Origin of the sequence: Pelomonas caseinilytica, from assembly GCF_021353235.1 — a bacterium.
Lineage (GTDB): Bacteria > Pseudomonadota > Gammaproteobacteria > Burkholderiales > Burkholderiaceae_C > Pelomonas > Pelomonas caseinilytica.
Window position 1 is genome coordinate 77778 of sequence record NZ_JAJTWT010000001.1, and the last position, 14601, is coordinate 92378.

At 69.6% G+C, this 14601-nt stretch carries 10 protein-coding genes; 4 read left to right on the forward strand and 6 right to left on the reverse strand.

What is annotated here, in order from left to right; genetic code table 11:
- The first annotated feature begins 5 nt into the window (after nt 1-5).
- The gene (locus LXT12_RS00370) at nt 6-572 is read left to right on the forward strand and encodes a hypothetical protein (protein WP_233388358.1); all 567 of its coding nucleotides are present in this window, start codon (nt 6-8) and stop codon (nt 570-572) included.
- 5 nt (nt 573-577) lie between these two features.
- On the opposite strand, the gene LXT12_RS00375 is transcribed toward LXT12_RS00370, so the two are convergent.
- From LXT12_RS00375 to LXT12_RS00385, 3 genes are read right to left on the reverse strand one after another with little or no spacing between them, the layout of a single operon-like run.
- On the reverse strand, nt 578-790 hold the full coding sequence (locus tag LXT12_RS00375; protein ID WP_233388360.1) for a hypothetical protein: 213 nt from the start codon (nt 788-790) through the stop codon (nt 578-580).
- 52 nt (nt 791-842) lie between these two features.
- Nucleotides 843-1940 (reverse strand): Rossmann-fold NAD(P)-binding domain-containing protein, encoded by a 1098-nt coding sequence (locus LXT12_RS00380; RefSeq protein ID WP_233388362.1) that lies wholly within the window; start codon nt 1938-1940, stop codon nt 843-845.
- Nucleotides 1937-3241, reverse strand: a complete 1305-nt coding sequence (locus LXT12_RS00385; protein ID WP_233388364.1) for an NTP/NDP exchange transporter — start codon at nt 3239-3241, stop codon at nt 1937-1939. The genes LXT12_RS00380 and LXT12_RS00385 overlap by 4 nt, the downstream gene beginning before the upstream one ends.
- A 225-nt stretch (nt 3242-3466) precedes the next feature.
- On the opposite strand from LXT12_RS00385, the gene LXT12_RS00390 reads away from it, so the two are divergent.
- A complete protein-coding gene (locus LXT12_RS00390) occupies nt 3467-4807 on the forward strand; it encodes a hypothetical protein (RefSeq protein WP_233388366.1) in 1341 nt (446 codons plus the stop codon).
- Between the two features lie 71 nt (nt 4808-4878).
- Here LXT12_RS00390 and lpdA read toward each other — a convergent pair whose 3' ends face one another.
- Genes lpdA through aceE form a run of 3 tightly spaced genes read right to left on the reverse strand, consistent with a single transcriptional unit; the run spans nt 4879 to nt 11101 of the window.
- Nucleotides 4879-6675, reverse strand: coding sequence for a dihydrolipoyl dehydrogenase (gene lpdA / locus LXT12_RS00395; RefSeq protein ID WP_233388368.1), 1797 nt, complete (start codon nt 6673-6675; stop codon nt 4879-4881).
- Between the two features lie 15 nt (nt 6676-6690).
- Nucleotides 6691-8373: a dihydrolipoyllysine-residue acetyltransferase gene (aceF, locus tag LXT12_RS00400; protein ID WP_233388370.1), complete on the reverse strand. Its 1683-nt coding sequence runs from the start codon at nt 8371-8373 to the stop codon at nt 6691-6693.
- Between the two features lie 19 nt (nt 8374-8392).
- Nucleotides 8393-11101 carry a pyruvate dehydrogenase (acetyl-transferring), homodimeric type gene (aceE, locus tag LXT12_RS00405; RefSeq protein WP_233388372.1) on the reverse strand — a complete coding sequence of 903 codons (2709 nt, stop codon included), beginning with the start codon at nt 11099-11101 and terminating at the stop codon, nt 8393-8395.
- Between the two features lie 188 nt (nt 11102-11289).
- On the opposite strand from aceE, the gene LXT12_RS00410 reads away from it, so the two are divergent.
- Both LXT12_RS00410 and LXT12_RS00415 read left to right on the forward strand, forming a co-directional pair.
- Nucleotides 11290-13878 carry a PAS domain-containing sensor histidine kinase gene (locus LXT12_RS00410; protein ID WP_233388374.1) on the forward strand — a complete coding sequence of 863 codons (2589 nt, stop codon included), beginning with the start codon at nt 11290-11292 and terminating at the stop codon, nt 13876-13878.
- Entirely contained in the window at nt 13875-14498 is a 624-nt protein-coding gene (locus LXT12_RS00415) for a response regulator transcription factor (RefSeq protein ID WP_233388376.1), read from the forward strand. Before LXT12_RS00410 ends, LXT12_RS00415 begins: the two co-directional genes overlap by 4 nt.
- The last annotated feature ends 103 nt before the right edge of the window (nt 14499-14601 follow it).

Genomic DNA, 14601 nt, shown 5'->3' on the forward strand with positions numbered 1-14601 from the left:
CCGCCATGCGGCTGCCGCGCCTGCGCGTCCTGGTGCTGGTGGCCATGATCGTGGCCTCCCTAGCGACCGTGGGCTGGTGGATCTTCGGGCCGCCTGGCGTCTTCGTCGAGCTGACACGGCGCAGCTGGCGCATGGAGATCGTCGTGGAGCGGCTCAAGCCCGAAACCGGCTCGGACTGGTGCGACGAACTGCCGCCGGGCGCCTACGACATCAGCCGCCGCGTCGCGGCCGACCCCACCGGGCGGCGCGCCGAGCCGGCCGAGCACTGCCGCTACACCGCCCTGGTCTGGCGCCGCCAGTGGATCGCCCGCAGCGAGGGCGGCCCCGAGACGACGCCCGACTGGCCGCGGCCACCGCTGCGGGTGGCACCGCCCGGCCAGCCGGGCAGCGAACGACTGGGGCGCCGCGAGGCCTACTACGAGATCGAGCTGCGCGACCGCAAGGACCGCACCTGGACCTGCCGGGTCGACCTGGAGCGTTGGAAGCAATTGCGCCCGGGCATGCGCTTTCGCGTGCCGGTGGACCGCTTCGGCACGGCCGACTGCCCTCGCATGTATCCGTCGGACCTGTAGCGCAGCTAGCGGACGAGCTGCCAGAAGCCGACGACGACGTGGCCCCACAGCGTGATGTTGAAGCCCAGCAGCGTGAACACGCGCAGGAAGTTCCACATCTTGCGCGCCCGCTGCAGGGCCTCGTCCTCGCCGGTGAAGACGTAGATGCCCATGTAGAGCGCCGAGGGCAGCAGGGTGGCGAGCATCACCACCACCATGAACCAGTAGAAGACCGTCATGCCGGCATTGTGGCCATGACCGCGGCCGGCCAGGACTGCGGCAAGCCCGGGGTCATCCCGGCCTGGCAGCCTTCCAGCGCTTGAGCACCTCGGCCTCCTGCTCCGGCGTGAAGGCGAGCTTGGTGCGGCCCTTCTCCTCCTTGAGCTGCCCCTTGTACCAGGCGAGGGTGTCGGTGGCCGTCTGCTCGACGGGGCGGAAACGCAGGCCGGCCTGCACCGCCCGCTGGTTGCGCCAGGTGTGGAAGCCCTGGGTGTCGCCGACGTAGGGCGCCCAGATGGGGAAGTCGATGTCTTCCTGCTTGGCGACGAACTCGCCGGGCACCCAGGTGACGGTGCTCGGCGTGGCGGTGGCCTTCTGGCAGGCCGCGACGACGCGGCCCCAGCTCATGGGCTTGTCGGGCCCCACGGCGTTGAAGCGGCCGGTCGTGCGCTGCTCGACGAGCAGGACCAGCCACTCCGCGAGGTCGCGCACGTCGATGAGCTGCAAGGGGTCGGTCGGCGCGCCGGGCACCACCACCTCGCCGCCCCGGTCGAAGCGCACGGGCCAGTAGGTGAAGCGGCCGGTCGGGTCGTCGGGGCCGACGATGTAGCCCGGGCGGACCACCGTCGTGCGGCCCGGCATCGCCGCCTCGGCCGCCGCCTCGCAGGCCGCCTTGAGGCCGCCGTAGTTGGCGAAGCCCTTGCCCATCTCCTCGACCTTGGGGTCGGCCAGCACCGCCAGCGGGGCGTCCTCGTCGCCGTGCACGGGGTTGGGCTCCTTGTAGGCGCTGACGCTGGAGATGTAGATGTACTGCCTGACCCGCGGCGCCAGCAGCTGCGCCGAGGCGCCGACCATGCGTGGGTAGTAGCCCGAGTCGTCGATGACGGCATCCCACTCGCCGGTCTCGAGCGACTTCAGGCCCTCGCCCTTGAGCGGGTCGCGGTCGCCCTGGCGCTTCTCGATGTCGGGGAAGAGGCCGGGCCGCGTGCGCCCGCGGTTGAACAGAGTCAGTGTGTGGCCGCGCGCCCGGGCCGCCTCGACGATGGCCGGGCCGAGGAAGCCCGTGCCGCCGAGGATGAGGATGCGCTTGGGCTCGGCGGCCCAGGCGCAGGCGGGCAGGAGGGCCGCGCCCATCTGCAGGACGTGGCGGCGCGAGAGGCGGTGGTTCATGGGATCTCCTTCTGGCTCCATCGGGACAGGGGCGGCGCGCCATGCGGCGGCCGGTCGGCGGCGGGGGCGTGGCTGCGCTTCACGAGCTGGCCGAGCCAGCCCGCCACGGCGAGCCACGCGGCCGAGCAGCCCAGCGCCGCGAGTGTCACCGGCACGGCCAGGGCGCTGAAGAAGGCCGGCGCCCAGACGCCGAGGAAATCGCCGCCGCGGAACACGAAGGTGTCGATGAAGGCCTTGGACTTGTAGCGCTCCTCGGGCCCCAGCGGGATGTAGAGGATCTCGCGGGCCGGCCGGTCCACAGCGTAGTGCAAGCCGCGGCGCAGCACCTGCACCAGAGCCAGCACCGCGAAGCCCGGCCACAGCGCGAGCGCGCCGAAGCCAGCCGTCGTCAGCAGCGGCAGCACCAGCAGCACGCCCGACACCCCGACCGCGCCGATGAGCCGGCTCGTCAGCAGCAACTGCACGCTGAGCGTCAGCACGTTGGTCCAGAAGTCCAGCCGGGCGAAGGCCGCCGTGCGCTCGGCGCCGCTGGCGAAGCTCGTCGCCACGATGTCTCCCTGCATCAGGTACAGGAAGGTCGACGTGATCGTGAACAGCAGCATGTAGGCGCAGATCAGCTGCAGGTAGCGCGAACGCCCGATCTCGCGCAGGCCGGCCTTGAAGTCCGGCCCGGGCTCGCGCGAGCGCTGGCCCTCGCCCGACGACGACAGTCCGAAGCGGGCGGCCAGCCGCAGCATGCACAACACCGCCAGCTCCAGGCCCAGGGCGGCCAGCAGCATCAGCCCCGCGGGCTCGACCTTGATCCCCCAGCGGCCGCTGCTGACGCCCTCCGTGACCGCCGCGCCGACGACCGCTCCCAGCGAACCGCCCATCGACACCATGCCGAAGAGGCGCTTGCCCTGGTCTTCGCTGAAGACGTCGGCCATCAGGCTCCAGAACACCGAGACGACGAAGAGGTTGAAGACGCTCAGCCAGACGTAGAAGGCATAGCCCAGGCTGCTGCCGCCGTGCTCGGGCAGGGAGAAGAACAGCGCGGCAAACACCAGCAGGTTGGCGGCGAAGAAGTGCGAGACGAGCGGGATGAAGCGCCGCCGCCGCAGATGCGACACCAGCGCGGCGTAGAGCGGGTTGGCCACCAGCATGACGACCAGGGTGGTCGTCATCAGCCAGGGCAGCTTGTCCGCGCCGCGGGCGATGCCCATCGCCTCGCGCACCGGCCGCAGCAGGTAGAGCGCGAGCAGCAGGCAGAAGAAGTAGCCGGCGGCCCACAGCAGCGCCCGTCCCTCGCCGGGACGCAGCATCACCAGCCTTTGCCATCGCGAAGCGCTTGCCGCCATGCGGCCATTGGCGCACCGGCCATGCCGCCCGGCGATTCGTCACGGCGGGTAAACCCGGCGCGCCGAGGCCTGCGAATGTTTGGTTACTGGCTTGCTGCTCGCCGTCACGGCGGGCCGCCTCGTCAACCCGCCACGGCGCCGCGGCATTGTGCAGGCCTCTCCACGGCTGCGAGGTTAGCCATGTCGTTCGTGAAGTTCCGCTTACTGCCCCTGGCGGCCGGCCTGGCCGCCGCGCTGCTGGCGGGCTGTGCCCAGCCCCCGCACCATGCCGACGTGCGGGCCGAGGTCGGCTTCGATGCGCCGGTTCGTGCCTGGGTGCCGCCACCCCCGCCACCGGCCATCAGCGTCTACGTCGAGCCGCCGCTCGCGCAGCCGGAGCCGGTGCTCGTGAACGTGGCACCGCCGCCCATGCTGGTGGAAGCGCCGCCGCCGCCGCCCTGGCCCGAGGCCGTCTGGGTGGGCGGCTACTGGGGCTGGCAAGGCCAGTGGGTCTGGTGCGCGGGCCGCTGGCTGCGCCCGCCCGAACCCGGCTATCACTGGGCTCAGCCCTACTACGAGCACCGCGACGGCGCCGTGGTCTACGTGGCGGGCCACTGGGCCGCCGCCGGCATGGCGTTCGCGCCGCCGGCACCGGGCCTGCACCTGTCGCTGCAGGTGTCCATCGGAGGCGGCGAACCGCCAGTCGGCCCCCCGGGGGTGTTCATCCCGCCGCCGCCGGGATCGCGGCCGGGGCTGATCGTGCCCGCGCCCATCGGCACGCCGCCGGCCGTGGTGGTGAGCGCACCGCCGGTGGTGAAGGTGGGCATGCGGGTGACGAACAACAACGTCACCCAGATCGACAGCCACAACGTCACGACGATCAACAACATCACCAACGTGACCCGCATCACCCAGGTGACCGTCGTGGCGCCGCCCGGCGCGACCGCCAACGGCCAGGCCTACCAGCACGAGGTGCCGGCCCAGGCGCATCTGGCGGCGGCCCTGCCAGCCGTCGTGCACGCCGAGGCGCCACGCCCGGCCAGCACGGCCGCGTTGCCCACCTTCAGCCCACGCCAGGCCCGCCCGGCCCTGCCGCCGGCGCAGCCGGTGCGCCTGGAGCCGACCGCACAGGCCGCGCCTGCGGTGCTGCCGCATGCCGGCGCCCAGGACGCGCACGTGGCGCCGCCGCCGGTACGCGTCGCGGAGCCCCCGCCCCCGGCACCAGCGCGACCGCCGGCTGCGATGGCGGCCAGCTCCACGCCGCCGCCGATGCCAGCCCCGCACGCCGCGCCGCCGATGGAGCACGCCATGCTTCCGGCCGCCCGTGCCGCCATGCCCCCGCACGAGGGCGAGGCCCATCCGGCTGCAGCGAAGCAGCCGCCTCAGCAGCCGCCGCACGAAGCCCCCCACGCCCAGGCTCAACCCCAGGTCCACCCGCAGCCTGCGCAGCACGCGCCGGCGCCAGCGCGGCACGAGGGGCCCGAGACGCCTCGCAAGCCGTCGCGCCCTGACGAGGAGCGCCGCGAACACCACGGCGACGAGACCCGCTGACCCGGCCGTCATGACGACGAAGGCCCCGGCCCGGCGAACCGGGGCGGGGCCTTCTCACACGGCAGGCCGCGTCAGCGCTTGCGCGCGGGCGGCACGTCCGTGCAGGAGCCGTGCGCCACCTCGGCCGCCATGCCGAGGCTCTCGCCCAGCGTCGGGTGCGGGTGGATGGTCTTGCCGATGTCCACGGCGTCCGCGCCCATCTCGATGGCCAGGGCGATCTCGCCGATCATGTCGCCGGCATGGGTGCCGACGATGCCGCCGCCGATGATGCGGTGGCTCTCCTCGTCGAAGAGCAGCTTGGTGAAGCCCTCGTCGCGGCCGTTGGCGATGGCGCGGCCCGAGGCCGTCCAGGGGAAGAGGCCCTTGGTGACCTTGACGCCCTTGGCCTTGGCCTCGTCCTCGGTCATGCCCACCCAGGCGACCTCGGGGTCGGTGTAGGCCACGCTCGGGATCACGCGGGCGTCGAACTGGCTCCTGGTCAGCTTCTCGTCGCCCAGCAGCTCGCCCGCGCAGACTTCGGCCGCCACGTGGCCCTCGTGCACCGCCTTGTGGGCCAGCATGGGCTGGCCGACGATGTCGCCGATGGCGAAGATGCCGGCGACGTTGGTGCGCATCTGCACGTCGACCGGGATGAAGCCGCGGTCGCCGACGATGACGCCGGCGTTCTCCGCGCCGATCTTCTTGCCGTTGGGCGTGCGGCCCACGGCCTGCAGCACGAGGTCGTAGCGCTGGGGCTCCTTGGGGGCGCCCTCGCCTTCGAAGCTCACGTAGATGCCGTCGGGCCGGGCCTCGGCCGCCACCGTCTTGGTGTTCAACATGATGTTGTCGAAGCGGCCCTGGTTGAACTTCTGCCAGACCTTGACGAGGTCGCGGTCGGCGCCGGTCATCAGCGTGGGCAGCATCTCGACGACGTCGAGCCGCGCGCCCAGCGTGGAGTAAACCGTGCCCATCTCCAGGCCGATGATGCCGCCGCCGACGATGAGCATCTTCTGCGGCCTGACGCCCATTTCGAGCGCACCGGTGGAGTCGACGATGCGCGGGTCGTCCGGGAGGAAGGGCAGGCGCACGGCCTGCGAGCCGGCCGCGATGATGAGGCGCTTGAAGGCCACCGTCTGCGCGGCACCCGTCCTGGCCTGGCCGGTGCCCTCGGTGGCTTCGACCTTCAGGTGCTGGGCATCAAGCAGCGTGCCATAACCGCGCAGTACGGTGACCTTGCGCATCTTGGCCATCGCCGCCAGGCCGCCGGTCAGCTTGCCCGTCACCTTGTTCTTGTGGGCGCGCAGCTTGTCGATGTCGACCGTCGGTTCGCCGAAGGCGACGCCCAGGTCGGCCATGTGGCTGACCTCGTCCATGACGGCCGCCACGTGCAGCAGCGCCTTGGACGGGATGCAACCCACGTTGAGGCAGACGCCGCCGAGCGTGGCGTAGCGCTCGACCAGCGCCACCTTCAGGCCCAGGTCGGCGGCGCGGAAGGCGGCCGAGTAGCCGCCGGGGCCGCCGCCGAGGACGACGAGGTCGAAGGCCTGGTCGGCGCTGCCGGTGTAGGTGGCCGCGGCGGGCGCCGTTGCCGGGGCGGCTGCGGCCGGCGCAGGGGCCGGTGCCACAGGTGCCGGGGCGGGCGCGGCGGCGCCTTCGGATTCCAGGCTCAGGATCACCGAGCCCTTGCTGACCTTGTCGCCGACCTTGACCTTGAGCTCCTTGACCACGCCCGCGGCCGACGAGGGAATTTCCATCGAGGCCTTGTCGCTCTCGACGGTGATCAGGCTCTGCTCGACCTTGACGGTGTCGCCGGCCTTGACCAGCACCTCGATGACGCCGACTTCGTCGAAATCGCCGATGTCGGGAACTTGAACTTCAATGAGTGCCATGAGTTCAGCTCCCTCTTACAGCGCGATCCGACGGAAGTCCGCCAGCAGCGACGCGAAGTAGACGTTGAAGCGGGCCGCGGCGGCGCCGTCGATGACGCGGTGGTCCCACGACAGCGACAGCGGCAGGATCAGGCGGGGCACGAAAGCCTTGCCGTCCCACACCGGCTCCATCGAGCTCTTGCACACGCCCATGATGGCCACTTCGGGCGCATTGATGATGGGCGTGAAGTACTTGCCGCCGATGCCGCCGAGCGACGAGATGGAGAAGCAGCCGCCGCTCATGTCGGCCGGGCCCAGCTTGCCGTCGCGCGCCTTCTTGGCCAGTTCGGACATTTCCTGGCTGATCTGGAAGATGCCCTTCTTGTCGGCGTCCTTGATGACGGGCACGACGAGGCCGTTGGGCGTGTCGGCCGCGAAGCCGATGTGGAAGTAGTTCTTCAGCACCAGGGTGTCGCCGTCCAGCGAGCTGTTGAACTCGGGGAACTTCTTCAGCGCCGCGACCGCCGCCTTGATCATGAAGGCGAGCATGGTGACCTTGATGCCGGCCTTCTCGTTCTCCTTGTTGAGCTGGACACGGAAGGCCTCGAGCTCGGTGATGTCGGCATCGTCGTGGTTGGTGACGTGCGGGATGACGACCCAGTTGCGATGCAGGTTGGCACCCGAGATCTTCTTGATGCGGGAGAGTTCCTTGCGCTCGACCGGGCCGAACTTCTCGAAGTCCACCTTGGGCCAGGCCAGCAGGTTCAGGCCTGTACCACCGCCACCACCGGCGGCCGGCGCCGGAGCGGCGGCCTCTTGCGCGGCGGTCTGCACGCTGCCGGACATCACGGCCTTGACGAAGCCCTGCACGTCCGCCTCGGTGATGCGGCCCTTGGCGCCGCTGCCCTTGACCTCGGCCAGGGGCACGCCCAGCTCGCGCGCCAGCTTGCGGATGCTGGGCGAGGCGTGAGGCAGCTTGCCGGTCGGCGCCGTGGGCTGGTGGGGCGGCAGCGCCGCGGTCGGCGCGGGGCGGGGCTCGGCAGGCACGGCGGCCTGGGCCGGGGCGGGAGCCGCGGCTGCCGCCGTGGCGGCCGGAGCGGCCGGCGCAGCGCTGGCGGCGCCGCCGGCGGCCTTCACGCGGGCCAGGGGCGAGCCCTTGCTGACCTTGTCGCCGACCTTGACGAGCAGTTCCTCGACGACGCCGGCCGTGGACGACGGGATCTCCATCGAGGCCTTGTCGCTCTCGACGGTGACGAGGCTCTGCTCCAGCTTGACGGTGTCGCCAACCTTGACCAGCAGCTCGATGACGGCGACCTCGTCGAAATCGCCGATGTCCGGCACCTCGACGGTGACGCTGCCGCCCTGGGCCGGCGCTGCGGCTGCGGGAGCCGGCGCCGGTGCCGTCGCGGGTTGCGCGGCGGCAGCAGGGGCAGGAGCGGGAGCCGCTGCGGCCTGCGCAGCCGGCGCGGCTTCGGCGGCACCTTCGCTGTCGACCACCACGAGCACGCTGCCTTCGCTGACCTTGTCGCCCACGGCGACCTTGAGTTCCTTGACCACGCCGGCGGTGGACGACGGGATCTCCATGGACGCCTTGTCGCTCTCCACCGTCACCAGGCTCTGCTCGACCTTGATGCGATCGCCCACCTTGACGAGCACCTCGATGACGCCGACCTCGTCGAAATCGCCGATGTCGGGAACCTTGACTTCAACCAATGCCATGTTCTGTCTCCCCCGGGGCTCAGGCGTAGAGCGGGTTGATCTTGTTGGTGTCGATGCCGTACTTCGCAATGGCTTCGGCCACCTTCTCGACGGGGATCGCGCCGTCATCGGCCAGGGCCTTCAGCGCGGCCACGACGATGTAGTGGCGGTTGACCTCGAAGTGCTGGCGCAGCTTGGAGCGGAAATCGCTGCGGCCGAAGCCGTCGGTGCCCAGCACCTTGTAGGACCGGCCCTTGGGGATGAAGGCGCGGATCTGTTCCGCGTAGTTCTTCATGTAGTCGGTCGAGGCGATGACCGGACCCTGGGTGCGGCCGAGCTGCTGGGTGACGAAGGGCACGCAGGCCAGCTCGGTCGGGTGCAGCAGGTTCCAGCGCTCGGCGTTCTGGCCGTCGCGGGCCAGCTCGTTGAAGCTCGGGCAGCTCCAGACGTTGGCGCCCACGCCCCACTCCTCTTCCAGCAGCATCTTGGCGACCTGGCTCTCGCGCAGGATGGTGCCCGAGCCCAGCAGGTTGACGCTGACGGGCTTGCTCGCGTCGGCCTCTTCCAGCAGGTACATGCCCTTGAGGATCTGGTCCTCGGTGCCGGGCTTGAGGCCGGGCATGGGGTAGTTCTCGTTGAGCAGGGTGATGTAGTAGAAGACGTTCTCCTGGTCTTCCACCATGCGCTTCAGGCCGCGCTGCATGATGACGGCGACTTCATGGGCGAAGGTCGGGTCGTAGCTGACGCAGTTCGGGATGGTGCCGGCCAGGATGTGGCTGTGGCCGTCCTCGTGCTGCAGGCCCTCGCCGTTGAGCGTCGTGCGGCCGGACGTGCCGCCCAGCAGGAAGCCGCGGGCCTGCATGTCGCCGGCGGCCCAGGCCAGGTCGCCGATGCGCTGGAAGCCGAACATCGAGTAGTAGACGAAGAACGGAACCATCACGCGGTTGTTCGTCGAGTACGACGTCGCCGCGGCGATCCAGCTGGCCATGCCGCCGGCTTCGTTGATGCCTTCCTGCAGGATCTGGCCGGCCTTGTCCTCGCGGTAGTACATGACCTGGTCCTTGTCGACCGGGGTGTACTGCTGGCCCGCAGGGTTGTAGATGCCGATCTGGCGGAACAGGCCTTCCATGCCGAAGGTGCGCGCCTCGTCGACGAGGATGGGCACGGTGCGGGGGCCCAGTTCCTTGTCGCGCAGCAGCGTGGTCAGGAAGCGGACGTAGGCCTGGGTCGTCGAGATCTCGCGGCCCTCGGCGGTGGGGTCGAGCACGGCCTGGAAGGCCGAGAGCTCGGGCACCTTGAGCTGCTCGTCGGCGCGCGGGCGGCGCTTGGGCAGGTAGCCGCCCAGGGCCTGGCGGCGGGCCTGCAGGTATTGCATCTCCGGCGTGTCGTCGGCCGGCTTGTAGAAGGGCAGCTTGGGCAGGTCGGCGTCGGACACCGGGATGTTGAAGCGGTCGCGGAAGGCGCGGATGTCGTCGTCCTGCAGCTTCTTGGTCTGGTGGGCGGTGTTCTTGCCTTCGCCGATCTTGCCCATGCCGAAGCCCTTGACGGTCTTCACGAGCAGCACGCTGGGCTGGCCGACGGTGTTGACGGCCTTGTGGTAGGCCGCGTAGACCTTCTGCGGGTCGTGGCCGCCGCGCTGCAGGCGCCAGATGTCCTCGTCGCTCATGTGGGACACCATCTCCAGCAGCTTGGGATGCTTGCCGAAGAAGTGCTTGCGCACGAAGGCGCCGTCATTGGCCTTGTAGGCCTGGTAGTCGCCGTCGACGGTGTCCATCATCACCTTGCGCAGCAGCTCGTCCTTGTCGCGGGCGAGCAGCGGGTCCCAGTAGGAGCCCCAGATCAGCTTGATGACGTTCCAGCCGGCACCGCGGAACTCGCCTTCGAGCTCCTGGATGATCTTGCCGTTGCCGCGCACCGGGCCGTCCAGGCGCTGCAGGTTGCAGTTGACGACGAAGATGAGGTTGTCGAGCTTCTCGCGCGCGGCCAGGCCGATGGCGCCCAGGCTCTCGGGCTCGTCCATCTCGCCGTCACCCAGGAAGACCCAGACCTTGCGCTTGCTCGTGTCGGCGATGCCGCGGGCGTGCAGGTACTTCAGGAAGCGCGCCTGGTAGATGGCCATCAAGGGGCCCAGGCCCATCGAGACGGTCGGGAACTGCCAGAACTCCGGCATCAGCTTGGGGTGGGGGTAGCTGGACAGACCCTTGCCGTCGACTTCCTGGCGGAAGTTGAGCAGTTGCTCCTCGCTGATGCGGCCTTCCAGGAAGGCGCGGGCGTAGATGCCGGGCGCGCTGTGGCCCTGGATGTAGAGCAGGTCGCCGCCGTGCTCGCCGTCGTCGGCGTGCCAGAAGTGGTTGAAGCCGCAGCCCAGCATGGTCGCGAGCGACGCGAAGGAGCTGATGTGGCCGCCCAGGTCGCCGCCGTCCTCGGGGTTGTGCTTGTTGGCGCGCACCACCATCGCCATCGCGTTCCAGCGCATGTAGGCGCGCAGCCGCTCCTCGATGTCGATGTTGCCCGGGCAGCGGGCCTCCTGCTCGGGCGGGATGGTGTTGACGTAGGCCGTCGTGGCCGAGAACGGCACGTCGATGCCGGCCTGGCGGGCGTGGTCGATCAGGGTCTCAAGCAGGAAGTGGGCGCGGTCACCGCCCTCCTCGCCGACGACGGCCGAGAGGGCATCCAGCCACTCCCGGGTTTCCTGCGGATCGTTGTCGTTCGCGGCGGCGCCGAGAAACTCTTGCGGCTGGGCGGACATGGCCGGTCTCCTACTGATGAATTCCGCCTCTGTCGGGCGGAAGTTGGCTGTTCTAACAGGGGGCAAGACGCAGGCCCCAAGCCTGCGGGCGGGCGGAGTGTCTCACAAGGCCGGGCATTTCCCAAATGGTGCGATTCAATTTCTTAATGCGAAAAGCTGCATCGCCGAGCCCCCCGGATAATCCGTCGATGTCCCCCGATCGCCCCGCCCCCGAGCTCCGCAGCCGCGGCCAACGCCTGCTGGCGCCGCTGCGCCGCCTGATCGCGACCTGGTGGTTCCGCCAGTCGCCCTCGCGCCAGGACCGCCTGGCCACGCTGGGCCCGCTGGTGTCGGTGCTGCTCTTCCTGGCGGCCATCATTTCGGCCTTCTGGTATCTGCGCAACGAGGAGATCGAGCGCGAGACCGAATCCGTCAAGCGCGACACCGAGATCGCCCAGCAGCAGATCCGCCTGCGCCTGATCGAGAACCAGGAGCAGCTCGTGCGCATCGCCCGCGAGGTGGTCACGCGCCAGATCGACGCCCACGAGTTCTCGGCCCAGGCCCAGGCCTTCGCCCGCGAGCGGCCCGAGCTGACCCACGTCACCTGGCTTGGCCCCAAGCGCGAGCGCCGCAGCAGCGTGGGCTCTTCCGGCTTCCAGGCCGACGGGCTCATGACCGTGGAGGGCGACGACCCCTCCATGCCCATGCCCAACCAGAACAACGCCGCGGAGATCGCCTTCGAGGCCGCCAAGGAGCGCCGCCAGCCCGTCTACTCGCCGCCCTTCGCCGACGCCAACGGCACCACCGTCTTCCAGCTGCACATCCCGCTGATCGACCGCGGCGGCTTCGCCGGCGTGCTGATCGCCGAATACACCGTCGAGGCGCTGCTGCGCTACTACGTGCCCACCGAGGTGGCCACGCGCCACAGCATCGCCGTGCTGGATGCGCGCGACCAGGTGGTCAGCAGCACCGTCACGCCCATGCCCGGCCAGGTGCTGCGCCGCGCCGCCCTGTTGCACGACGTGCCGCTGGCCCCCGCCCTCAACGGCCTGGTGCTGCGCGGCCAGGGCTGGCGGACCTCCATCGGCCTGATCAACAACGCCCTGTTCTGGCTGGTGTTGGCCCTGGCCGGCATGACCGTGTGGATGCTGCTGGGCACCTGGCGTCACATGCGTCGCCGCACCCAGATCCAGAACGCGCTCACGCTGGAGACCAACTTCCGCCGCGCCATGGAGAACTCCATGCTGACCGGCATGCGCGCCATGGACATGGACACGCGCATCACCTACGTGAACCCCGCCTTCTGCGCGATGACGGGCTTCTCGGAGGCCGACCTCGTCGGGCGCACGCCGCCCTACCCCTTCTGGCCCACGGACCGGCGCGAGGAGAACGCGCGGCTGCTGCAGCAGGAACTGCAGGGCCGCAGCCCCTCGGGCGGCGTCGAGGTCAAGATTCAGCGCAAGGACGGCAGCCAGTTCGACGCCCGCGTCTACGTCTCGCCCCTGGTGGACACCAAGGGCAAGCAGACCGGCTGGATGACCTCGATGACCAACATCACCGAGGCCAAGCGCGTGCGCGACCAGCTCTCGGCCTCGCACGAGCGCTTCACCACCGTGCTGGAGGGGCTGGACGCCGCCGTGTCGGTGCTGTCGGTGCAGCCGCCCGAGCTGCTCTTCGCCAACCGCAGCTACCGGCTCTGGTTCGGCGCCGACCCTGCAGGCCACGCCCTGCTGGCGGGCGGCCAGCTCATCGGCACGACGAGCCGCCGCGGCGGCCTGGACGACGGCGCCGACGAGGTGGACGACTACTCGGGCCTGCCGGCCGAAGCCCTCACCGACATCGGCTCAGACCCGCGCGAGGTCTACGTCGAGTCGCTCGCCATGTGGTTCGACGTGCGCGCCCGCTACCTGCAATGGACCGACGGGCGCCTGGCGCAGATGCTGATCGCCACCGACATCACCATGCGCCGCCACGCCGAGGCCCAGGCCGCCCTGCAGGCCGAGAAGGCCCAGGTGACGAGCCGCCTGATGACCATGGGCGAGATGGCCTCCAGCGTCGCCCACGAACTCAACCAGCCGCTGACCGCCATCACCAACTACTGCAACGGCATGGTCAGCCGCGTGCGCAACGACAGCATCGACAAGGACGCCTTGATGGCGGCCCTGGAGAAGACGGCCAAGCAGGCCCAGCGGGCCGGACAGATCATCCACCGCATCCGCAACTTCGTGAAACGCAGCGAGCCCCAGCGCCAGCCGGCCCACGCAGCCGACATCGTCGAGGACGCGGTGGAACTCGCCGGCATCGAGCTACGCCGGCGCAGCGTGGCCATCCACACCTACGTCGCCCAGCGGCTGCCCCAGCTGATGGTCGACCCCATCCTCATCGAGCAGGTGCTGATGAACCTGCTCAAGAACGCCGCCGAGGCCATCGACAACGCCTCGCTGCCCACCTCGCGCCGCCATATCGAACTGCGTGTCGTGCCCAAGCACACCGCCGAGATGGGGGGGCAGATCGAGTTCTCGGTGACCGACATGGGCCCCGGCCTGCCCGACGAGGTGCTGTCGCGCATGTACGAGGCCTTCTTCTCGACCAAGGCCGACGGCATGGGCATCGGATTAGGGTTATGCCGGTCCATCGTCGAGTCCCACCAGGGCCGGATAAAAGCGGAGAACCTCTACAATGGCTCTCTGGTCGTAGGGTGCCGTTTCGCATTCACGATTCCGGTCACCATCACCTCAGAACACCTGCGGACCGACGCCGCCGGCAGCGCTCAGAGAACCGAACCCACCACACCATGAGCTTGATCCCGAAGAAGGGCAACGTCTATGTCGTCGATGACGACGAAGCCGTTCGCGACTCCCTGCAATGGCTGCTCGAAGGCAAGGACTACCGGGTCAAATGCTTTGACTCCGCCGAATCCTTCCTCGCCCGCTACGACCCCCGCGAGGTCGCCTGCCTCATCGCCGACATCCGCATGGAAGGCATGACGGGCCTGGAACTCCAGGACCGCCTGATCGAGCGCAAGAGCCCGCTGCCCATCGTCTTCATCACCGGCCACGGCGACGTGCCCATGGCCGTGCAGACCATGAAGAAGGGCGCGATGGACTTCATCGAGAAGCCCTTCAAGGAAGAAGAACTGCTGGCCCTGGTGGAACGCATGCTCGACCAGGCCCGCGACGCCTTCTCCAGCCACCAGGAAGCCGCCAGCCGCGACGCCCTGCTGGCCCGGCTGACGACCCGCGAAGCCCAGGTGCTGGAGCGCATCGTGGCCGGCCGCCTGAACAAGCAGATCGCCGACGACCTCGGCATCAGCATCAAGACGGTCGAGGCCCACCGCGCCAACATCATGGAAAAGCTCAACGCCAACACGGTGGCGGACCTGCTCAAGATTGCCTTGGGCGCGACCGCCAAGGCTTGATTTCCACGTTCCGCCAAAAGGCCGCTGAACCCTCAGCGGCTTTTTGCTTTCTGATCTTGGAACACAGCCACAGAGGCACAGAGACACAGAGAGATCACCACCT